Annotated in this window: 14 protein-coding genes and 4 pseudogenes; 12 read left to right on the top strand and 6 right to left on the bottom strand. The window is 72.2% G+C overall.

All coding sequences use genetic code 11. The features are described 5' to 3' along the window. Window positions 1–306: 306 nt before the first annotated feature. Window positions 307–2,570 (bottom strand): annotated as a pseudogene (gene malQ, locus KGS77_RS23825) (4-alpha-glucanotransferase); the annotation flags it as partial. Next, on the bottom strand, window positions 2,570–2,917 hold the full coding sequence (locus tag KGS77_RS35055) for a hypothetical protein (RefSeq protein ID WP_347404524.1): 348 nt from the start codon (window positions 2,915–2,917) through the stop codon (window positions 2,570–2,572). The pseudogene malQ and the gene KGS77_RS35055, both read right to left, overlap by 1 nt. Window positions 2,918–3,928: 1,011 nt before the next feature. Between KGS77_RS35055 and KGS77_RS23815 the strand changes: the two genes are divergently transcribed. Next, window positions 3,929–6,766: a beta-N-acetylglucosaminidase domain-containing protein gene (locus KGS77_RS23815; protein WP_242585022.1), complete on the top strand. Its 2,838-nt coding sequence runs from the start codon at window positions 3,929–3,931 to the stop codon at window positions 6,764–6,766. A gap of 158 nt (window positions 6,767–6,924) precedes the next feature. Here KGS77_RS23815 and KGS77_RS23810 read toward each other — a convergent pair whose 3' ends face one another. After that, the gene (locus KGS77_RS23810) at window positions 6,925–7,461 is read right to left on the bottom strand and encodes an HNH endonuclease (protein WP_242585021.1); all 537 of its coding nucleotides are present in this window, start codon (window positions 7,459–7,461) and stop codon (window positions 6,925–6,927) included. 416 nt (window positions 7,462–7,877) lie between these two features. Between KGS77_RS23810 and KGS77_RS23805 the strand changes: the two are divergent. Next, window positions 7,878–8,942: pseudogene (locus KGS77_RS23805) on the top strand (mechanosensitive ion channel family protein); the annotation flags it as partial. 120 nt (window positions 8,943–9,062) lie between these two features. Here KGS77_RS23805 and KGS77_RS23800 read toward each other — a convergent pair. Then, window positions 9,063–9,272, bottom strand: a complete 210-nt coding sequence (locus KGS77_RS23800) for a DUF397 domain-containing protein (RefSeq protein WP_242587647.1) — start codon at window positions 9,270–9,272, stop codon at window positions 9,063–9,065. After that, window positions 9,269–10,153, bottom strand: a complete 885-nt coding sequence (locus KGS77_RS23795; RefSeq protein WP_242585020.1) for a helix-turn-helix transcriptional regulator — start codon at window positions 10,151–10,153, stop codon at window positions 9,269–9,271. Before KGS77_RS23795 ends, KGS77_RS23800 begins: the two co-directional genes overlap by 4 nt. A 156-nt stretch (window positions 10,154–10,309) precedes the next feature. Between KGS77_RS23795 and KGS77_RS23790 the strand changes: the two genes are divergently transcribed. From KGS77_RS23790 to KGS77_RS23765, 6 genes are all read left to right on the top strand, one after another. Further along, window positions 10,310–10,744: an ATP-binding protein gene (locus tag KGS77_RS23790; protein WP_277994262.1), complete on the top strand. Its 435-nt coding sequence runs from the start codon at window positions 10,310–10,312 to the stop codon at window positions 10,742–10,744. 65 nt (window positions 10,745–10,809) lie between these two features. Further along, window positions 10,810–12,153 (top strand): ABC transporter substrate-binding protein, encoded by a 1,344-nt coding sequence (locus tag KGS77_RS23785; RefSeq protein WP_242585018.1) that lies wholly within the window; start codon window positions 10,810–10,812, stop codon window positions 12,151–12,153. A 228-nt stretch (window positions 12,154–12,381) separates the two neighbouring features. After that, the gene (locus KGS77_RS23780; RefSeq protein ID WP_242585017.1) at window positions 12,382–13,332 is read left to right on the top strand and encodes a sugar ABC transporter permease; all 951 of its coding nucleotides are present in this window, start codon (window positions 12,382–12,384) and stop codon (window positions 13,330–13,332) included. Window positions 13,333–13,337: 5 nt separating this feature from the next. Next, window positions 13,338–14,261: a carbohydrate ABC transporter permease gene (locus KGS77_RS23775; RefSeq protein ID WP_242587646.1), complete on the top strand. Its 924-nt coding sequence runs from the start codon at window positions 13,338–13,340 to the stop codon at window positions 14,259–14,261. Window positions 14,262–14,267: 6 nt separating this feature from the next. Then, entirely contained in the window at window positions 14,268–15,590 is a 1,323-nt protein-coding gene (locus tag KGS77_RS23770) for a 6-phospho-beta-glucosidase (protein ID WP_242585016.1), read from the top strand. Window positions 15,591–15,748: 158 nt separating this feature from the next. Continuing rightward, window positions 15,749–16,813: a BadF/BadG/BcrA/BcrD ATPase family protein gene (locus KGS77_RS23765; protein ID WP_242587645.1), complete on the top strand. Its 1,065-nt coding sequence runs from the start codon at window positions 15,749–15,751 to the stop codon at window positions 16,811–16,813. Between the two features lie 49 nt (window positions 16,814–16,862). On the opposite strand, the gene KGS77_RS23760 is transcribed toward KGS77_RS23765, so the two are convergent. Next, entirely contained in the window at window positions 16,863–17,537 is a 675-nt protein-coding gene (locus KGS77_RS23760) for an NAD(P)H-binding protein (protein WP_242585015.1), read from the bottom strand. Between the two features lie 67 nt (window positions 17,538–17,604). Between KGS77_RS23760 and KGS77_RS23755 the strand changes: the two genes are divergently transcribed. From KGS77_RS23755 to KGS77_RS23740, 4 genes and pseudogenes are all read left to right on the top strand, one after another. After that, window positions 17,605–18,039, top strand: coding sequence for a helix-turn-helix domain-containing protein (locus KGS77_RS23755; protein WP_347404523.1), 435 nt, complete (start codon window positions 17,605–17,607; stop codon window positions 18,037–18,039). 463 nt (window positions 18,040–18,502) lie between these two features. Continuing rightward, window positions 18,503–19,806, top strand: a pseudogene (locus tag KGS77_RS23750) (hypothetical protein). Window positions 19,807–19,826: 20 nt separating this feature from the next. Continuing rightward, a complete protein-coding gene (locus KGS77_RS23745) occupies window positions 19,827–20,852 on the top strand; it encodes a glutamate ABC transporter substrate-binding protein (protein ID WP_242585014.1) in 1,026 nt (341 codons plus the stop codon). A 62-nt stretch (window positions 20,853–20,914) separates the two neighbouring features. After that, a pseudogene (locus KGS77_RS23740) lies at window positions 20,915–22,222 on the top strand (hypothetical protein); the annotation flags it as partial. Window positions 22,223–22,428: the final 206 nt, after the last annotated feature.

Here is a 22,428-nt window from a genome sequence, read left to right as displayed (position 1 = left end):
GGCCGAATCCCTCGATTCACCGGATCTCTTGGACGGCGTCCGGGGCATGCTGCCGTACGGCGCGACACACCGGAAGACGCGGCAGGCCGGAAGACGCGGCACACAGGCGGCACTCCGGAAGAGCCGGGACGGGCCGCGACAGGGCCCGCCTCCCGCTCCGCACCAGTCCCGCCCCCAGCTCGGCACCGGTCCGCACCGGTCCCGCTCCGGCCCCCCGCGTCTACCGGGGCGCCGCTCCCCGCCCTCCCGGCACGTCAGCGGGCGGACCGGCCGGCCCGGCCGGTCCGCCCGCGGAATCGCCGCCGCCAGTTCGTTCATCAGCGCCCGCAGCCGGGGCATGGCGACGATCTCCTCGAAGCCGAGCGGGCGCTCGTCGGGACCGGCGATCGGCAGCCGCCAGTTGGGGTATTCATCCCATGTCCCGGGGAGGTTCTGCGGACGCCGGTCCCCCACCGCGTCCGGCAGCCAGACCCCGACCATACGGGCCGGGGTGCGCAGCAGACAGCGGTGCAGCGCCTTGACCGCACCCGCCTCGTCGCCGGGCCCCTCCGGATACAGCCCCAGCCGGTCCAGCAGCGCCAGCCACTCGTTCACCTCGACCGCCTCGGCCGCCCGCTCCTCCTGGAGCGAGCCTTCCAGCAGCCCCAGGCGGTGCCGCAGCGCCGTGTGGGCGCCGGTCAGGCGGGCGGCCGTGGTGGGCAGGTCGTGGGTGGTGAGGGTGGCCAGGCAGTCCGCGCGCCAAGTTTCCGGCGGCAGCGGACGCGCCGGTTCCGCCTCGTAGTCGCGCTCGAACCACAGGACGGAGGTGCCCAGCAGACCGCGTTCGGTGAGCGCGGTGCGCACCCCCGGCTCGACGGTGCCCAGGTCCTCGCCGATGACGGCCGTACCCGCGCGGTGGGCCTCCAGCGCCAGTACGGACAGCATCGCCTCGGCGTCGTAGCGCACATAGGCGCCGTCCGTCGGCGGACTGCCGCGCGGTACCCACCACAGCCGGAACAGCCCCATGACGTGGTCGATGCGCAGCGCGCCGGTGTGCCGCAGCAGCCCGTGCAGCAGATCGCGGTACGGGGCGTAGCCGGCCGCGGCCAGTGCGTCGGGCCGCCACGGGGGCAGTCCCCAGTCCTGGCCGCGGGCGTTGAAGGCGTCGGGCGGCGCGCCGATGGAGATGCCGTCGGCGAAGGCGTCCTGCTGGGCCCAGGTGTCCGAGCCGGACGGGTGGACGCCGACGGCCAGGTCGTGGACCAGCCCGATGCCCATGCCCGCGTCCACGGCGGCCCGCTGGGCGGCGGCGAGCTGCTCGTCGGTGAGCCAGGCGAGCCGGCAGTGGAGGTCGACGCGGTCCAGGAGCATGCCGCGGGTGCGGGCGGTCTCGGCGGAGCGGGGGTCGCGCAGCCCGGCCGGCCACGTACGCCAGTCGGGTCCGTGGACCTCGGCCAGCGCGCACCAGGTGGCGTGGTCCTCCAGCGCCGTGCCCTGCCCGGCGAGGAAGTCGCAGTAGGCGGCGCGCCGCCCGGGGCTCAGCGGCACCCGTACCAGCCGTTCCAGCGCCTGTTTCTTCAGCTCCCACACCGCGTCCCGGTCGATCAGCGCGCCCTGGCCCAGCACCGCTTCGCGCAGCGCGCGGGCCTGCGCGAGCAGCGCCTGCACCGCGTCGTGGTCGGCGCCCTCCAGATAGGGGAACTCCGGGACGTCCTCGATCCGCAGGTGAACGGGATCGGGGAAGCGGCGGGAGGAAGGGCGGTAGGGGGAGGGGTCGGTCGGCGGGCCGGGGACGGCCGCGTGCAGCGGGTTGATCTGTAGGAATCCGGTGCCCAGCGCGCGACCCGACCAGGCGGCCAGGTCGGCGAGGTCGCCCAGGTCGCCCATGCCCCAGGAGCGCCTGGAGAGCAGCGAGTAGAGCTGGACCATGAAGCCGTGGGTACGGTCGGGGGGCGCGGGCATCCGGTCGGGGGCGACGATCAGATGGGCGCGGGCGCGGCGGCCGTCGGGGGCGTGGGCGTGCAGGGTGTGGACGCCGAGCGGCAGGGGGCGGCGGGGGCCCGTACGGAGCCGGGGGCGGGGGCAGGGCCGGAGCCGGACGCCGGACCGGAGGCAGAGGCGGAGTCGGAGGCAGATCCGGGACTGCGGCCGGGGGTCTTACGGGCGCGGCTCTCGCGGGCGCGGCTCTCGCTCTCGCGGGCGCGGGCCTTACGGGCACGGACCTCGCGGCTCCCAGGTCCTTCACGGCCCGCGCGGTCAGGGGGGCCCGGGGGATCCGAGGGGTCCGGCGGCTGCCAGTCGATGCTCTCGCCGGTCCCGGTCACCACGCGCAGGGTGGTCCCCTCCGGCAGCCGGCTCAGATCGGGCGGGCGGCCCGGCCGCAGGACGACGGTGGGCGGGAGCAGCGCGCGGCCGGCTCCGTTCTCGTACGCCTCCAGGGAGGCACGCACGGCCTGCGGGGTCGAGGCGTCGACACCCAGGGCTGCGAGCACCTTGACGACGGTCTCGGCGCCGACCTGGACGATCCGGCCGGGCGCGGGTTCATAGGACGTGTCCACGCCGTACAGCCGGGCGAGCCGCGAGCGGCTCATCAGACCTCCATGGACTCCGTGCCCAGGCCGGCCGCGGTGGGCTCGCTGGTCAACGGCAGTTCGGGGGCGATGGGGGGCTCGCTGGTCAGCGGCGCGGCGTCGGCGAGCGGGGGCTCGCTCGTCAGGGGCGGCTCGGTGAAGCCGAAGGACCCGGAGCCCTCCAGGACGGAGTCGGGGCCCGACACCCCGCCGAAGACATCGGACCCGGCCGGACCGGATGTGGCCGGACCGGACCCGGGTGACTCGTAACCGGGCGACTCGGATCCGGCCGTGCCGGACCCGGCCGATCCGGTTTCCCCGACGTCGGGGGAGAGCGCATCGAAGAGAAGCTGAGCGGACGCGGCCACAAGGGCCTCCCGTTCTTCGGTAGTGGGACACGACTGCCCTACCCACTCGCGGCGGTCGCAGACGCATCCATTGAACCAACGTGGTCCAGGTCACACCCTCCCCCAAGCAGGCGATTCGGCTGCCAAAAGCGCCGCAGGCCACAGACCGTGCGGCTTGGGCAGGCGGCGGAGGGAAGTCCTGCGGCCGGCGCGTCCCCGTGATGGCCCGCCTCCACACCGGGCATACCCGGCACTTCGGTAACCCTCGTTGACACCCTCACCGCTCGAATGGTGGGCTCGCAGCCGAAGGCTTTTCCGGTGGGGGAATTCCCCGGGCTGCCGGGCGGGCACGACCGCCCGGCTCCGAGATCGCCGTGACACGGCGGTCCATGATCACCGCGTCCCACGGCATCCGCGACGGCGGGACCCCCACCGGACGGCTTCGCCGCACGGCCGCCGGCCGGTCCGTGCGGCCCGCCGGTCAGTGGCGGGAAGGTGCACAACGAGTACGGGACGGGTCGTCGGACAGGCCCGAGGGGACAAGGAGAGGCCGTGCGAGTCGGGGGCGTTGGAGACGTTCGGAACGACGGAGGATCTCCTGACGGCGGAGGGTCTCCCCGTGGCGGAGGGTCTTCCGGTGGCGGAGAGCCCTGGGACGGCCAAAAGTACGTAAGCGGCGCAGAACTCCGGTCGGGCACAGGGCCCCGAACGGACACAGGGCCCCGGAGCAGCACGGGATCACGGGGCCGCAGAGGACTGGGCAGGCTCGCCCGCCGCGCCGCCGCCGTCGGCACCGGCGGCAAGGCACGGGCGGCCGGAGCGACCGCGCTGGCTGCCGCCCTCGTCGGCGGGCTGGTCGGCGCACCGGGTTCCCGGGCGGCCTCCACCGCCCCGTCCGAGCCCGCCGACCCGGCCGCACAGGCCCCCGACCAAGGCGGCCAGGACGGTCAGCACCCCGCCGGCCACGCCCTCCCCGCCAACCGCACCACCGACGCCGCCGGCCTGCCCACCGTCTGGCCGCGCCCCCAGTCGATGCGCTCGCTCGCCAGGTCCGTACCGCTGTCCGAGTCGGTCACCGTGGTCGCCGCGCCGGACGCCGATCCGTACGCCATGGACGCGCTGCGCACCCTGCTGCGCGACGCCGGGGTCCGTACGGTCCGCGAGGCGCAGCCCGGCGGGCCGCTGCCCGCCGACGGCCCCGTCCTGCGCGTCGGCGGGCAGCAGGCGCAGGACGCGCTGCGGGCGCTGCGGGCCCCCGCGCGCGGCGATCTGCCCTCCGGCGGCTACCGCCTGGCGGTCGGCCAGGTGTCCGGGCGGGACACGGTGGCGCTGGACGGGGTGGGGCCCGACGGCCTCTTCCACGCCGTACAGACCCTGCGTCAGCTCCTGGTCGGCGGCCGGGGCGCCTCCCGGGACGGCGGTGGCGCACCCGGCGGCTCCTGGCGGATCGCCTCGGTGGTGGTGCGGGACTGGCCGGGTACGGCGGTGCGCGGCACGACCGAGGGGTTCTACGGTGAGCCCTGGAGCCGGCAGCAGCGTCTGGACCTGCTGGACTTCCTCGGCCGTACGAAGCAGAACCGGTTCCTCTACGCACCCGGCGACGACCCCTACCGGCAGTCCCGCTGGCGCGAGCCCTACCCGGCCGCGCAGCGCGCCGACTTCCGGGCGCTGGCCGAGCGGGCCCGCGCCAACCACGTCACGCTGGCCTGGGCCCTGACGCCCGGCCAGGCGATGTGCATGTCCTCCCAGGACGACATCCGGGCGCTCAAGCGCAAGGTGGACGCCATGTGGGCGCTGGGCGTGCGTGCCTTCCAGCTCCAGTTCCAGGACGTCAGCTACAGCGAGTGGCACTGCGACGCGGACCCGGACACCTTCGGTACGGGGCCCAAGGCCGCGGCGCAGGCCCAGGCCCGGGTCGCCGGTGCGCTCGCCGACCACCTGGCGGAGCGCCACCCAGGGTCCGTGCCCCTTTCGGTGATGCCGACCGAGTACTTCCAGAACGGCTCGACGGAGTACCGCCAGGCGCTGGCCGCCGCGCTGTCGGACCGGGTGGAGGTGGCCTGGACGGGCGTCGGCGTGCTGCCCAGGACCATCACCGGCGGCGAACTGGCCACGGCCCGCGAGGTCTTCGGCCACCCGCTGGTCACCATGGACAACTACCCGGTCAACGACTACGCGCAGGACCGTATCTTCCTGGGCCCGTACACCGGCCGCGAGCCGGCCGTGGCCACCGGCTCCAGCGCACTGCTCAGCAATGCCATGCAGCAGCCCACCGCCTCCCGCGTCCCGCTGTTCACGGCCGCCGACTATGCCTGGAACCCGCACGGCTACCGGCCCGACGAGTCCTGGGAAGCGGCCCTGGAGGACCTGTCGGGCGGCGACCGGCGGGCCCGTGAGGCCCTGCACGCCCTCGCCGCGAACGACGCCTCCTCCGTGCTCCACGGTGAGGAGTCCGGATATCTGCGCCCCTTGATCGACGCCTTCTGGAAGGCCCGGGCCGCGGCCACCAACAGCGGCGACCCCAAGGACGAGGAGCGCTTCACCAAGGCCGCGCACGCCCTGCGGGCCGCGTTCCACGCGATGAGCGGCGCCCCCGACCGCCTCCCGGCGGCCATCGCCGAGGAAGTGCGCCCGTGGGCGGAGAAGCTGGGGCGCTACGGCGCGGCCGGCGAGCGGGCCGTGGACATGCTGCTGGCCCAGGCCCGCGGTGACGGCGCCGCGGCGTGGGCCGCGCAGCGCGCCATCCAGAACCTGCGTACGGAGATCTCCAAGAGCACGGTGACGGTCGGCAAGGGCGTGCTGTGGCCCTTCCTGGACCGGGCCATGACCGAGTCCGACGCCTGGACCGGCGCGCGCTCGGCCGCCCCGCGCCCCGACAAGGGCTCCGACGCCACCGCCACCTCCCTGACCGTGCCCTTCGGCCGTACCCGCCCGCTGACCGCGGTCACCGTGCTCAGCGAGCCCGGCGCGGCGGCGCCGTCGGTCTCCGTGGAGGCCCGGGTGCCGGGCGAGGGCTGGCGGCGGCTCGGCGGGATGTCCGCCACCGGCTGGACGCAGGCCCGGGCCCGTGGTCTGCATGCCGATGCCGTACGTCTGACCTGGGCCGAAGGGACCGACGCGCCGTCCGTCCACACCCTCACCCCGTGGTTCGAGGACACTCCGGCGGCCGGTCTGGAACTGTCCCGCAAGGACGTGGACGCCGAGGCCGGCACCACCACGGCCGTGGACGCGCGGATCTTCTCCCGCCGCCCCGGCGACGTGCGGGACAAGCTCACGGTCAAGGCGCCCAAGGGCTTCACGGTCCACGCGCCGGAACGGATCACCGCGCCGCGCGGCGGCACGGCCACGGCCCGGATCGAGGTGAGCGTCCCCAAGGACGCCCCGGCGCGTACGTATGAGATCCCCGTCTCCTACGGCGACCAGCAGCAGACCCTGACCGTCCGCGCCCACCCGCGCACCGGCGGCCCCGACCTGGCCCGCGGCGCGCTGGCCACCTCCTCCGGCGAGGAGACACCCGGCTTCCCGGCCTCGGCCGCCACCGACGGCGACCCCGGGACCCGCTGGTCCTCCAAGGCCGAGGACGGTGCCTGGCTCCAGTTCGAGCTGGACCGCCCCGCGCGCCTGGGCAAGCTGGTCCTGAACTGGGAGGCGCACGCCGCGGCCTACCGCGTCCAGGTCTCACCGGACGGCCGCACCTGGCGGACGGCGGCGTCCGTACGGGAGAGCGCGGGCGGCCGGGAGACGGTCCACATGGACGCCAAGGACGCGCGGTTCGTCCGGATCCAGGGTGAGAAGCGCGCGAGCCGGTTCGGCTACTCGCTCTGGTCGGTGGAGGCTTACGCGGTCACGGACGGACGCGAGGAACGCTGACAGCGGAAGACGGTACAAGCCCGTGGAGAAGCCGCGGGAAAGCCGGCCGCGGCGCGGCACACAAACCGGCCGCGGCGCGGCAGAAACCGGCCGCCGCGGTTCCCGTACCGGTACGGGTCCCGCGGCGGCCTCGGAAAGAGACACAAAAAATCCGGATCCTACGCCGATACGGCGTCGATCCGGGCCAGGGCGTCATCCGCGCCGTACGGCTGCAGATACGGCAGCCAGCGCGGGTCGCGATGCCCCGTGCCGATGATCCGCCACGCCAGTCCGGCCGGCGGGGCGGGTTGGTGCCGCAGCCGCCAGCCGATCTCGGCGACATGGCGGTCGGCCTTGACATGATTGCAGCGGCGACACGCCGCGACCACGTTCTCCCAGGTGTGCTGGCCGCCACGACTGCGCGGAATGACGTGGTCGACGCTGGTTGCGACGCCACCGCAGTACATGCACCGTCCGCCGTCACGGGCGAACAGCGCTCGACGGGTCAAAGGGACGGGGCCGCGAAAGGGCACCCGTACGAACCGCTTCAGACGGACCACGCTGGGAGCGGGTATCACGCGGGTCGCGCTGTGCATCAGGGCGCCGGACTCCTCAAGACTCACGGCCTTTTCGTTGAGTACGAGGATGAGCGCGCGGCGGAGCGGTACGACGCCGAGCGGCTCGTACGACGCGTTGAGGACCAGGACATGCGGCACGGGTGCCTCCTTGTACGCCGGCGGCGCGTGGCTCGCGCCGGGACGATCTCCCCACAGTGTCCCCCGGTGCCTGGTCGGAGCGCCACCATGACCGGGTAACGGGCCCGAGGTGTTTTCGAGCACACCCCTTTATTTCCCCCCAATCGGGCCCAGTTCCCTCCGGTCCTGTACGAGTGATCCCCGTTGATCACCTCTCCACCTTGCGGGGGACTTCGCGGCACGGAGGAGCCGCCGGGCGCGCCGGAGCGGGCACCCGGCCTCGCCGCCCCGGCATCTTGGCCCGATGCGCCCGTCGGCGACACCGACATCTCGAACACCGGCGCGGACCGCCCCCGTTGTCCCGTTAGTCTGATGGGTCTGCCGGGACCGAGGCCCGCCTCGGCACCGGTCTGCTGTCCCACACGGAGGTTCCTGCTGTGCCCTGGTCCACGTCCCTGGCCGCCGCCGCGTCACCGCGCGCATCCGGTCCGTCCTCACTCGACGAGGCCACGGAGAAGGCCGGCCACGCCGCCGGCTGGGTCCAGGAGAACTGGGCGAACTGGCTCGCGGCGGGCCTGCGCATCGTTTTGATCATCGTGATCGCCGTGGTGCTGCGCAAGGTCGTCCGACGCACCATCACCAAGCTCATAGAGCGCATGAACCGCACCACGGCCGCCGCCCAGGGCACCGCGCTGGGCGGTCTCCTGGTCAACGCCGAGCGCCGCCGTCAGCGCTCGGAGGCCATCGGATCGGTGCTGCGCAGCGTCGCGTCCTTTGTGATCATGGGCACAGCGGCGCTGACCGTACTGTCCGTCCTGAACATCAACCTCGCGCCGCTGCTGGCGAGCGCGGGTGTCGCCGGTGTCGCCATCGGTTTCGGCGCCCGCAACCTGGTCACCGACTTCCTCTCGGGTGTCTTCATGATCCTGGAGGACCAGTACGGCGTCGGTGACGAGATCGACGCCGGGGTCGCCACCGGTACGGTCATCGAGGTCGGCCTGCGGGTCACCAAGCTCCGCGGGCCCAACGGCGCCATCTGGTACATCCGCAACGGCGAGGTCAAGCGCATCGGCAACCTCAGCCAGGGCTGGTCCACCGCCCAGGTCGACGTGCAGATCCGCTCCGACCAGGACCTGGAGCGCGCCCGCCGGGTCATCGTGCACGCCGGCGAGGAGATGTCCAGGGCCGAGCCGTGGAACGAGCAACTGTGGGAGCCGGTGGAGGTCCTGGGCCTGAGCGAGGTCCACCTGGATTCCGTCACCATCAGCGTCTCGGCCAAGACGATGCCCGGCAAGGCCCTGGGTGTCGAACGCGAGCTGCGCTGGCGCATCAAGCAGGCCCTGGACTCCGCCGACATCCGCCTGGCGCCCGCTCCCGGCGCCCCCGCCGCGACGCCCGGGGAAGACCCGGCTGCCCCCGACCCCACCGCCGCCGTCGCCGCCCCCTCGGCCCTGGCCAACCCCACCTCTCCCCAGTCCCTGGCCGCCGCCCCCATCCCCCCGCTGACCGCGCCCCCCGCCACCCCCGACTCGGCAAGTAACCCCGAACCACCCCGTCACCGCGCCGCCCCCGCCTCCCGCCAGAGCCGGGGGTGGCGCCGTATGCCCACCCGACGAGTTCCCTCACCGACCTCCGACATCCCGGACAAAGACCCGCCAGGCATCAACGGGGAAGGTGAGAACGGGACCGGCGGGACGCTTGCTGTCACGCACGCAAACACGGGTCCGGAAGCCGTCGGCTATCTCGACGCACTCGTCCTGGCCTCCGCTGTACGAACTCTTGCGCCAGGTCGCAGGGATGCGGTCCAGGGACGAATCGTGTGTACGGATCATTGACTGTGCTCCTTGGCCACGCGCCGAATAAGGGTCATCGATTCCGTCGGTGACAGCGCCGTTTTGCGGGCGTCGTCGAAAAGTTCTCGGTAGCGACCGACCTCCGATTCCCTTTCGAGCCAGACCGCCCCGGTGGGGTTCTCCGCCCGTACGACATCAAGGGCCGACACCTGCGGAAAGCTCAGCAGCAGGTACGGACCGAACATACCCGCGTGCGCGCCGCGCGAGAACGGCAGTACCTGGACAGTGATATTGGGTTCTTCAGCCATGGTGGCGAGGTGCTGGAGCTGGATGCTCATCACTTTGGAGCCGCCGACTTGCTGACGCAGGACTCCTTCCGTCACGACGGCCCACATGGTGAGTCTCGGTTCCGAGGTGAGACGTTCTTGGCGCGCCAGCCGCACTTGTACGAATTGCTCGATCTCGTCGACGGAGCGCCATGCCTTCGAGGCCAGAGTGACGGCACGTACGTAGGCCGGTGTCTGCAGCAGGCCCGGCACCAGTTGGCACTGGAACGTCCTGATGCTGTCGGACATCGCCTCCAGAGCGATGTAGTCCCGGTAGGTGTCCGCGAGGACCTGACCGTACTGGTTCCACCAGCCGTCCCTGCGGCGCCGGTTGGCCGTACGCGCCAAGGTCGTCAGTCTTTCCAGAACGCCCGGCTCGTCGATCCCGTAGGCATACAACAGAGCCACCAGGTCCGGTACGCGGACCGGCACCCGGCCGTTCTCGATGCGGCTGATCTTGCCCTTCGTGCAGTCGAGGGTCTCGGCCGCCGCGGCGGTGGACAGACCTGCCAGCTCCCGGAATCGCCGCAGTTCGTCCCCGAGTTGTCGGCCCAGCACGGTGGAAGGGCGAAGGGTAGAGCTGTATTCGGTCATGACGACCTCCCCTGTTCGGGCGTCAGTCTGCGGCACGACCGTCGCACGGATCAACAGCTATTCACTCTTCCGTGTTTACGTTCAACGTTGCATGGTTCTCCGTCGCAAGAGCATCCTGTTGAAGGCTCATTCTCACAACCCCTTGGGGGTTTTCTCATGGCCGATGCACCTCAATTCGCACGCGTTTCCCAGCGATTGCCACGACATCGGCGCAGCGTCGGGCGGGCCCGGCACGCGTTCATGGAGCAGGCCGCGGCCTGGGGGCTGGATGAGGACACCGCCCGTACCGCCGAGTTGCTGATCGCCGAGCTGGCGTCGAACGCCGTGCTGGCGGCCACCGGGCCCGGGCGGGAGATCGAGGTCTGCTGGACGCTCGATCCGGGCACCGGTGCGCTGCTCATGGAGGTGTCCGATGCGGGGGCCGGGCGGCCGGTCGTGCGGACGCCGGGTGTGGAGGACGAGCACGGTCGGGGGATGGTGCTCGTCGAGGCCCTGGCGGACGAGTGGGGGGTGCGGGAGCGCGGCGGGATCGGGAAGACCGTATGGGCGCGGGTGAAAGTGGGGTGGGCGGAAGCATTGACGGGGGGATGAGGGGGCGCTTACCTTCCTGGGCGGTGATTGGAAAGTTTCCTTACAGATAGCCGGAGGCGTCTGTCATGTCCACCAGTCGCAGAGCCGGCCGCGCCGCAACCGCCGGCGCGACGGCGCTCCTGCTGTCCCTGGTCGCCGCGGCGTGTACGGGACAGAGCCTCCCGGCCGCCGACGACGATCCCCACGCGGACGTCACGCTGACCTTCTGGCACGGCTGGAGCGATCCCAAGGAGATCAAGGCGATCGACGACAACATCGCCGCGTTCGAGCGACAACACCCCAACATCCATGTGAAGTCGGTCGCCAACATCACCGACGACAAGATCAACCAGGCGCTCCGGGCGGGCGGTCCGAACGCGCCGGACGTGGTGTCGTCGTTCACCACGGACAATGTGGGGAAGTTCTGTTCCTCGGGGGCGTTCACGGATCTCGGTCCCTTCCTGAAGAAGTCGGGGATCGACCCGGCGAAGACGTTCCCCGGGCCGATGCGGGAATACACCCGGTTCCGGGGCGTACGGTGCGCGCTGCCGCTGCTGGGGGACGCGTACGCGCTGTACTACAACAAGGACGCCTTCAAGGCCGCGGGAATCGACGCGCCGCCGAAGACGTGGTCGGAGTTCGACGCGGACGCGGTGAAACTGACCCGGCGTACGGGGGATTCGTACGAGCGGCTGGGCTTCATGCCGAACTTCCACGCGTACGAGACGACGATCACTCATTACGCCGCCCAGTGGTCCCCGACGTATTTCGACGGGCACGGCAAGTCCACGGTGGGGAAAGACAGCGCGTTCCGGCGGGTGCTGACCTGGCAGAAGCACCTGGCCGAGCGGCTCGGCGGATTCCGGAAGCTGGAGCGGGCCCGGACCTCCTACGGTGACGAATTCGGCGCCAAGAACCCCTTCCACACGGGACAGGTGGCGATGGCCCTGGACGGCGAATGGCGGCTGGGCATGGCGCTGGACAGCAGGCCCGGCTTCGAAATCGGGGTGGCGCCGCTGCCCGTACCGGACGACCAGGCCGGCACGTACGGCAAGGGGTACATGACCGGCACCGTCACCGGCATCGCGGCGACCAGCGCCAAGAAGAACGCGGCGTGGGAACTGGTGCGGTTCCTGACCACCGACACCGACGCGGTGGTCGACTTCGCCAACGCCATCCACAACGTGCCCTCGACGTTCGCGGCGCTTTCCTCACCCCGGCTGAAGACCGACCCGCGCTTCCGTACGTTCCTGGACATCGCGAAGAACCCACACAGCAACACCACTCCGGCAAGCGTCAACGGCGGTACCTACCAGGTGACTTTGCAGGACCTGAGTTACCGGTACGAGGAGGGCCGCGAGCCGGACCTGGACGCGGCGCTGCGCGCGACCGCCGAGCAGATCGACCGGGACATCGTCCAGGCCCACTGAGCCGGCCCCGACGGCAGCCCCGGACCGGCGGCTCCGGGCCGGCGGCCCCGTGCGGCAGCCGGCCCCGGCAGCACAGACCGACACCGAAAGGAGGTCGCGTTCGTGAACGCGGACACGCCTCGCGCGCAAACGCCGTACGCAAAATCGGCATACGCAAAAACGCCACATGCAGAATCGCCCGGCGCGCAGACGACTCGTACGCAAACGCCTCGCACGCAGACCTCGCACGTGAACGCCCGGCGCACCAAGGCTTTTCGCGCGAAGCGACGGCGTACGACGCTGCGCACCCTCGCCTTTCTCTCTCCCTGGCTGATCGGCTTCGGCGTCTTCTTCGCCTACCCGCTGATATCGACGGTCTACTTCTCCTTGATGAAGTACGACGGCTTCAGACCGCCGGAGTGGAACGGAACGGAGAACTTCACCTACGTCTTCCGCGACTACCCGCTGTTCTGGCCGGCGCTGTGGAACACCCTGTGGCTGATCCTGGTCATGATGACCTGCCGGGTGGTGTTCGGCCTCGGCATCGGTGTACTGGTCACGAAGATAAAGACGGGTACCGGCCTTTTCCGTACGCTTTTCTATCTGCCGTACCTCGCCCCGCCGGTCGCCGCCACCATGGCCTTCGCTTTTCTCCTGAACCCGGGGACAGGGCCGGTCAACGGCATTCTCGGCGCTCTCGGCCTGCCGCAGCCGGGCTGGTTCAACGACCCGGCCTGGTCCAAGCCCGCGCTGACGCTGCTGACCCTGTGGGGCGTCGGCGATCTGATGGTGATCTTCATGGCGGCGCTGCTGGACGTGCCGAAGGAGCAGTACGAGGCGGCGGAGCTGGACGGCGCGGGCGCGGTGCAGCGGTTCCGGTTCGTCACGCTGCCCAACATCGCGCCCATCGTGATGTTCGCGGTGGTCACCGGCGTGATCCAGACGATGCAGTGCTACACGCAGCCGCTCGTCGCCGGGAAGGTGGCCAGCGGCATCATCGGCAACTCCGGGCAGGCGTTCGAGCCCGGTTATCCCGACAAGTCGACACTCACCCTCCCCCAGCTCATCTACAACCTGGGTTTCCAGCGCTTCGACACCGGGTCCGCCTGTGTCGTCGCGCTGGTGCTCTTCGCCCTGGCGATGGCCTTCACCGCACTGCTGATGCGCCGCCGCGGCGGCCTGATCCGGACAGGGGCGTGACCACGGTGACCGATGTCCTCAGCTCCGCCGCGCCCACCCCGTCCTCCTCCCCCGCCACCGCCCGTACGGGTCCCGGTGCGCCCCGCGCGGCCCGTACCGCCCGCCGCAAGGCCCTGTTGCACTGGATCGCCGTACACGCCTTCGCCGTCGCCGCGGCCCTCTTCTTCGTCCTCCCCTTCGTCTTCGTCCTCCTGACGTCCGTGATGAGCGACCAGCAGGCCCTGACCCGCGACCTGTGGCCGCACACCTGGAACTGGGGGAACTACGTCGAGGTCTTCCGGGCACCGGGCTTTGTGACCTGGTGGCGCAACACGCTCCTGTACGCGGGGCTGGGCACCGCATTGACCGTGCTCTCCTCGATCCCGGTCGCCTACGCGCTCGCCAAGTTCCGCTTCCGCGGCCGAAGTCTGTCCCTGGTGCTGGTCATCGCCACGATGATGCTGCCGCCGCAGGTGATCGTCGTACCGATGTACCTCTTCTGGGCCAAGGAACTGCATCTGTCGGGCACCCTCTGGCCGCTGATCATCCCGATGGCCTTCGGGGACGCCTTCTCCGTCTTCCTGCTGCGGCAGTTCCTGCTCACCATCCCCGACGCCTGCCTGGACGCGGCGAAGGTGGACGGCTGCGGCGAGCTGCGGACCCTGCTGCGGGTGGTCCTGCCGATGGCCCGGCCCGGCATCGCCGCCGTCGCGCTCTACCAGTTCTTCTACGCCTGGAACGACTACTTCGGGCCACAGATCTACGCCTCGGAGAACCCGGCCGCCTGGACGCTCAGTTACGGCCTGGAATCCTTCAAGGGCGCGCACCACACCGACTGGAACCTGACGATGGCCGCGACCCTGCTGGTCATGGCGCCCGTCGTCCTCGTCTTCTTCTTCGCACAGAAAGCCTTCGTCGAAGGCGTCACTCTCACCGGAGTAAAGGGCTGATTGACCGTGAAGCTCGCAGTGGTCGGCGGAGGCTCGACCTACACCCCCGAACTCATCGACGGTTTCGCACGGCTGCGTGATGTGCTGCCGCTGACGGAGCTGGTCCTGATCGACCCGGCGGCCGGCCGGCTGGAGCTGGTGGGCGGCCTGGCCCGGCGGATCTTCGCCGCGCAGGGGCACCCGGGCCGGATCACCTGGACGGATGACCTGGACACCGGCGTGGACGGCGCCGACGCGGTGCTGCTGCAACTGCGCGTCGGCGGGCAGGCGGCCCGCGAGCAGGACGAGACCTGGCCGCTGGAGTGCGGCTGTGTGGGCCAGGAGACCACCGGCGCGGGCGGGCTGGCCAAGGCGCTGCGTACGGTGCCGGTGGTGCTGGACATCGCCGAGCGGGTACGGCGCCGCAGCCCGGACGCGTGGATCGTGGACTTCACCAACCCGGTCGGCATCGTCACCCGGGCGCTGCTGACGCACGGGCACCGGGCGGTGGGCCTGTGCAACGTGGCGATCGGCTTCCAGCGGCGGTTCGCCGCGCTGCTGGGCGTCGCGCCGGAGCGGGTGGAGCTGGAGCACGTGGGCCTGAACCACCTCACGTGGGAGCGGGCCGTACGGGTCGACGGCGAGGACGTCCTGCCCGAGTTGCTCGCCGGACACGGCCGGGCCGTCGCGGAGGACCTGCGGATGCCGCTGCCGCTCCTGGAGCGGCTGGGCGTGATCCCCTCGTACTACCTGCGCTACTACTACCAGCACGACGAGGTCGTACGGGAGTCGCGTGGAAGGCCGTCGCGGGCCGCGGACGTCGCGGCGATCGAACGGCGGCTCCTGGAGATGTACGCCGACCCGGCGCTGAGCGAGAAGCCGGAGCTGCTGGGGCAGCGCGGGGGCGCCTTCTACTCGGAGGCGGCGGTGGCGCTGACGTCATCGCTCCTGCGGCCCCGGGGGAACGGGGGCGCCGAGGGCGGAGCAGCCCCCTCCACGAGTACGCAGGCGGGCGACCGTACGGCCGTACAGGACGTACAGGTCGTCAACGTCCTGAACAACGGCACCCTGCCCTTCCTGCCCGACGACGCGGTGATCGAGGTACCGGCGACGGTGAGCGCCTCCGGGGCCGCCCCGCTGCCCGTACGGCCGCTGGAGCCGCTGTACGCCGGGCTGGTCGCCGCCGTCACCGCATATGAGCACCTCGCTTTGGACGCGGCACTCAAGGGTGGCCGGGAGCGTGTCTTCGACGCGCTGCTCGCCCACCCTCTGGTGGGGCAGATCGCTTACGCCGAACGCCTCACCGACGACCTGATCGCGCACAACCGGGAATACCTCACGTGGGCCTGACCGACCTCACCGACCTGGCCGATACGACGTCCGGCACGGGACAGGGGACGGCAGGGGGCACGGCGCACGGCACGGCGCGCGGTGCGACACCCGGCACGGCGTACGGTGCGACACCCGGCAGAGCCGACAGGCCCGGCAGACCCGGCAGACCCGGCACCGTGCTCGCCATCGACGCGGGCAACAGCAAGACGGACGTGGCCCTGGTGCGTACCGACGGGACCCTGCTCGGATCGGCCCGCGGCGGCGGTTTCCAGCCCCCACGGGCAGGAGCCGCGCAGGCGGTCGAGGACCTGGCACCGGCCGTCGCCACGGCCCTCGCGCGTGCCGGGGCCACCGGGCCGGTGGACCACGTCTCCGCCTGCCTCGCCAACGCCGACTTCCCCGCGGAGGAGGCCGGTCTGACGGACCTCATCGCGGCCCGGGGCTGGGCCCGTACGGTGACGGTCCGCAACGACACCTTGGCCCTGCTGCGCGCCGGGCTGCCGGACTTCGGCACGCCGGTCGGTGTGGCGGTGGTCTGCGGCGCGGGCATCAACTGCGCGGGGGTGGGACACGGCGGAAGCACCGCCCGGTTCCCCTCCCTCGGCCGGATCTCCGGGGACTGGGGCGGTGGTGGCTTCCTGGCCCACGAGGCCCTGTGGTACGCGGCACGGGCCGACGACGGCCGCGGCGAGAGGACCGCGCTGGCGCGGGCGCTCCCCGCCCACTTCGGGCTGCCCGGCATGCCCGAGCTGATCGAGGCGCTGCACCTGGGGCACGTACCGGAGCGGCGCCGGCACGAGATGGCCCCGGTCCTGTTCGCGGTGGCCGCGGACGGCGACGCGGTGGCCCGCGCGATCGTGGACCGGCAGGCACAGGAGGTGGTGGTGATGGCCACGGTCGCCCTAGAACGGCTGGACCTGCTGGACGAGCCGACGCCGGTCGTCCTGGGCGGCAGCGTGCTGGCCGCCCGCCATCCGCTGCTGAACGACCAAGTGGTACGGCTCCTGGCGGAACGCGCGCCGAAAGCGGTTCCCCAGGTGGTCACCGCGCCACCGGTGCTCGGCGCCGCCCTGCACGCCCTGGACCGGGCGGGTGCCGCGGCACCGGCGTACGAGCGGCTGCGGGGTGGTACGCGTAGCCGCCGGCCGTGGGGGCGGGCGGGACGGGCCTCCGGGCGGGCCCCTGGGGATCACGGTGCCCCAGGGGCCCGGCCCTTCCGCCTCCACCGGGAGAGCTGTTGAAGTGCCGTGATGTGACGAGTGGCTCAGCCCGCTGCCGGAGCGGCCAGGTTCAGGACCGACCGACTGCCGGAGCTGCCAGGTTCAGGACCGACCGGTGGTGGGCCGGGTGCTCGATCTCGTCCAGTACGGAACGTGCGCACGCCGCGTAGTCGATCTCCATGGGCGGCAGCACCATCACCCAGTCCGGGCCAGGGGTCCCGGAGCGCAACGCCTCCAGGCCGGCGGCATGGCCGAGGGAGAAGGTCCGGGCGGGTTCGGGGAAGTCCGGGGCGTCCAGGATGCGTACGCCGGGCGCCGTCTCGGCGAGGGTGGCGATGCCGATGACGAGCAGCCGCCCGGTGCCGGCCCGGGTCAGGCCGTCTTTCAAGGCACGGGCCGCACCGACGTACAGGGACTCGGCCGGTATGTCCGGGCGGTAGACGGCGCTGATGGCGACGGCGTGGCCGGTGGCCGCGGCGGCGACGGCGCGGGGGTCGGTGACGTCGCCTGCCAGCAGCCGTACACCGGGGCCGCCGGGAAGGTGGGGGCCGGCGAAATCGGGGCCGGCGAGGTCCGCGTGCTGGTCGGGGTCGCGGACGACGGCGGTGACGCGGTGGCCGCGGGAGCGCGCTTCTCTCACGAGAGCGCGGCCGGCCCTGCCACCGGCGCCGAAGATCACGATATCCGTGCCGAGGTGTTCCGCCCCGACGCGGGGAGCAGAGGTTTTGGTGCGGGTTTCGGTCATGGCCGGACCGTATGCGGCCACCTGCCGGTTACTTCAACGGTACCGGCGCCGCCGGTACCGTCGGAGTGTGATCACGCCGCTGAAACCAGACATGTTCGCACCGGAGTGCCCCAGTCGTGCGCTTCCGATCCGGTTCGGCGACAAATGGGGCTGGATGATCATCCGCTGTCTGGAGGAAGGCCCACGGCGCTTCTCCGAACTGCGGGTGCCGCTGCGCCGCGTCACGCCGAAGGTGCTCACCGAGTCGCTGCGCGCCCTGGAGCGGGACGGGATCATCACGCGCACCGCGTACGAGGAGAATCCGCCGCGCGTCGAGTACGAGCTCACCGCGCTCGGCCGGTCCCTGTTCGCCCCGATGGCGGCGGCCTGCGACTGGGCACGGGAGCACCTGCCCGAACTCATGGACGCACGCGAGGAATACCGACGCCGGACCGCCGCGCCCGCCGCGTCCGCCGTCCCGGACGAGCGGCCCGAAGCCCTGCCCGCCCGTCGGGGAGCGTGACGGAGGACGCCCAGGCCGGACAGGGTATCCGTCAACTCCCGTACACGGGGCGTCACTTTCGGGAACCGGACACACCGGGCAAGCGTGAGAAGAGACAGGGGAAGGGTGATGGATCCCGATCCGTCTGGAACAACGCGATACCGGGCAAGATCCCGCCGATACCGGTGTGGTTGTCAGTGCCTGCGGCCATACTGCTGACCGTGCACCTGTTCCCGTGCGCCCGTCGCGCGTGACCGGGTCCGCCGTCAGCGACTCAGGGGGAGGTTCCGTGTCCTACGTGCCGGCCGGCAGCGCGCCGCCGCCTCCTTCGCCGCCCTCCTCGCCCTCCCCTGCCGCTGCCGCAGCTCCTGCCGGTGTTCCTGGCCCTGCCGGTGCCCCGGGCCCTGCCGGTGCTCCTGCCTTCCGCTTCGCGTCCGCGCCCGCCGCCGGGCGCCGGACGGCGTGGGCCGAGGGATGGGACCGCCTGCGGGCGGCGGCCACGACCGAGCCGGGCCGGCTGCGGGTCCTGGGAGCCGTACTGGCCTTTCTCGTCGTGGTGTTCGGCGCGGTCACGGCCTGGCAGGTCACGGACCGGGCGGCGGCGGCGCGGGACGTCGTGGAGCACAGCCAGCCCCTCAGCTCGGACGCCGCGGACATCTACCGCTCGCTCGCCGACGCCGACACCACGGCCGCCGTCGGTTTCCTGGCCGGCGACAAGGAGAGCCAGGCCACCCGCGACCGCTACCGCAGGGACATCGCGACCGCTTCCCGGCTGCTGGTCAAGGCCGCGACCAACGCCCAGGGCTCGGACACCGCCGGCCGCCGGATAGCCCGCATCAACGGCCAACTGCCGCGCTACACGGGCCTGGTGGAGACGGCGCGTACGAACAACCGGCAGGGCCTGCCGCTGGGCGGCGCGTATCTGCGGTACGCCAACGAGCGGATGCGCCAGGACCTGCTGCCCGCGGCCCGTGAGCTGTACGTCGCCGAGACGGCCCGGCTGGGCGCGGACTACGACTCCGCCAGGGCCTGGCCCTGGGCGGCGCTGGGCACGGGCGTAGTGGCACTGGCCGCCCTGGGGTGGGCCCAGCGGCGTCATTACCGCCGTACGAACCGGGTGTTCAACCGTGGGCTGGTGGCCGCGACCGCCGCCACGGCCGTCACCCTGCTGTGGCTGGCCGTGGGGCACGCCGTGGCGCGGGCGGGACTGGCGGACTCCTACGATCACGGCGCGAAGTCACTGCGGGTCCTCAATGAGGCGCGGATCGACTCCCTTCAGGCCCGCGGCGACGAGAACCTGACGCTGGTCGCGCGCGGCGCGGTGCTGACCAAGGACCAGCAGGACTTCTACGAGGTCGGGTACCGCTCCGGGATGCGGGGCCTGGCGGGCCGGGGCACCAGCGGCGCCGCGGCGGCGGACAGCAGGCTGGGGACGGCGCTGGCGCTCGCGGACGACGACGCGGGGCGCCGTCCGGTGGAGCGCGCGCTGAGCGGCGTACGGCAGTGGCAGGCCCGGCACGCCGTCGCCCGCGCCGCCGACGACGCGGGCGACTACGACAAGGCGCTGGAGAAGGTGATCGGCACGAACCAGGCCACGGGTGAGTCCTTCGACCGGGTGGACGCCGAGCTGCGTACGGCCCTGGGACACGAGCAGCGGGAGTTCCGGCGGGCGGCGGACGACGGCCGGGGGCGCTGTCCGGGCTGGCGGTGGGCGCCGCCGTGCTGGCCGTACTGGCCGCCACGAGCGCGGTGCTGGGCATCGGGCGCAGGCTGTCGGAGTACCGGTGAGGGGGCGGGGTGAAGGGGTCATGAGGCCGTCGGGCGGCGAGACGCGCAAGGGGCTGCGCGCGAGGCGGCGGCGGAACCTGCGGGCCGTGCTGGCGCCGGTCGCGGCCGGTGTGTGCGTGATGGCCGCCACCGCCGCGGTGCTGGTGCCCGTCCTGGCGGGCGGCACGGGGGACGGGGCGCCCACGGGCGGTACGTCCGGCGCCGGACCGGCGTACGCCCGGCCCGCGGCGGCCGAATGCACCCCTGAGACCGCCGCCCGGAGCCTGCGGCCGTCTTCGGACGACGGACCGGCGGTGAAAAGGATCAAGAAGGAGGGCCGTCTGGTCGTCGGCGTCGACCAGAACACCTACCGCTGGGGCTACCGCAATCCGGGCACCGGCAAGCTGGAAGGCTTCGACATCGACATCGCGAACGCCATCGCCAAGGACATCCTGGGACCGAAGGCGAAACCCGTCTTCCTGGCGATCCCCACCAATCAACGCATACCGGCGCTGCAGAAGCGTACGGTCGACATGGTCGTACGGACGATGACGATCAACTGCGAGCGCAAGAAGCAGGTTGCCTTCTCGACCGCCTATTTCCAGGCCGGTCAACAGGTGCTGGCACCCAAGTGGTCGAGGATCGACGCTTTCGACGACTCGTTGAAGGGCAAAAAGATCTGTACGGCCGCCGGATCCACCGGCGAGTCGGAGCTGGCCGGGCAGCGGCACGGCGCGTCGGTGCTGACCGTCCCCAACCAGCTCGACTGCCTGGTGCGGCTCCAGCTCGGCGAGGCCGACGCGGTGGTCACGGACAACGCGCTGGCCGCCGCGCAGGCGGCGCAGGACCCGACGGTCGAGCTGAAGGGACGGCCGTTCACGAAGGAGCCGTATGGAGTGGCGATGAACAAGGACGACACCGACCTGGTGCGGCGGGTCAACAAGGTGCTGGAGGACTACCGCGGCGACGGCGGCGAGCACAGCCCGTGGATGACGGCCTACCGCACCTGGCTCAAGGACGACCTGCCGGGCATGTCCCGGGCACCCGAACCGGAGTACAGCGACTGACCGGCGGCACCGCGGCAGCGTGCCGACCCCCGCGCGCCACACGCACATTGGAGAGGTGATCGATGGCGGTCCCCGGACCCTTCCCCAGCTCCGCCGGGAGGCCCAGCGGCCCGGTGATGAACCGGGACGAGGTGGACCGCGCCCTGGGACGGCTCGGTGCCGAGTACGAGGCGATCGAGACCTCCCTGCTGGCCCTTCAGGACCACGCGGGCCGGCGTCTCCTGGAGGGCGCCGACCTGACCGGCACCACCAAGGAGCGCTGGGCCGCCACCGAACAGTCCATCGCCCTCCTGTGGGCGCACTTCGACGCGTACACCACCGCCCTGAACACCGCCCGTGAGCTGCGCGGACGTCGGCGCTGGCCGTCCCAGGAAGACCTCGCCGAGCTGACGGAACTGCTGCGCGGCAGCGGTGTGACGGTCTCCGGCGCGGCCACCGGCGGCGTCGCACCGGAGGGCGGCGGGGCCCGGCTCAGCGAGCGGTTCAGCCTGGAGGAACTGGTCGCCCGGATGAACGGCCTGTACGCGCGGGCGCTGGACGTGATCGTCGCCGCCGACGCCGTGTGGTCCGCGCTGCCCGCCCGGATAGACCTCCTCGCCGCCGAGCTGCGCCGTACACGCTCGCTGGCACATTCGGTGGGGGTGCGCCCCGGCGAACACCCCGCGGGTGACGACCTGGAGCGGATCACGTACGAGCTGACGCAGTTGCGTACCCAGGTCGTCTCCGACCCGCTCGCCTTCTGGGTCTCCGCGTCCGCCGGCAGCTCCGCGCCCGGCGGCGGGCGGCCGGACACCGGGCGCTACGACCGCGCGGCGCGCAGCCTGGAGGACGTACGGCGGGAGATCGAAGCGGTCCTGGACGTACGGCAGGACGCCGAGCGGCGGCTGATGCGGGTGCGCGACGTGCTCTCGCGCGCGGACCGGACGCTGACCGAGGCGCGCCAGGCCCGTGGCGAGGTGCTGGCGAAGATCGCCGCGTCCGAGGTGCCCGCGGTCTCCGGGCCGTCCGCGGCGCTGCACGAGCAGTTGGCGACCGCCGCCGAATACCGCAGGCACGCCCAGTGGCACCGGCTGTCCCCGCTGCTGGACAGCCTGGAGCAGCGCGCCGACGACGAACTGCACCGGGCCCGCGAGTCGTTGACGGCGGTCACCGCACCCCTGGCCGTACGGGCCGAACTGCGCGGCCGGCTGGACGCCTACCGGGCGAAGGTCGCCCGGCACGGCCTGGCCGAGGACCCGGTGCTGATCGAGCGGTACGACACCGCCCGCCGGATGCTGTGGAGCGCTCCCTGCGATCTGCGGGCGGCCGAACAGGCGGTGCTGCGCTACCAGCGGGCGACGGCGGAGGCGTTGACGCCCGAGCCGCCGGACGACCGGCCGGGGCGGTTCGGGGGCACGGGAGGGTCGGGAGAGGCGGGGTGGACGGGAGGGGCCGGCCGCGCGGGCGGGCCGTATGAGGCAGGCCGGGTGGAAGGGCTGTATGGGGCAGGCCGGGCCGATGGATCACGTGAGGCAGGTCGGGGGGACGGGCCGTACGAGGCGGAGCGGCCGGACGAATCGTATGGAACGGGGCGGGT

This window comes from Streptomyces sp. MST-110588, from assembly GCF_022695595.1.
GTDB lineage: Bacteria > Actinomycetota > Actinomycetes > Streptomycetales > Streptomycetaceae > Streptomyces.
The sequence above is the reverse complement of the archived record's forward strand: the minus strand, read 5'-3'. Positions and strand labels throughout refer to the sequence as shown.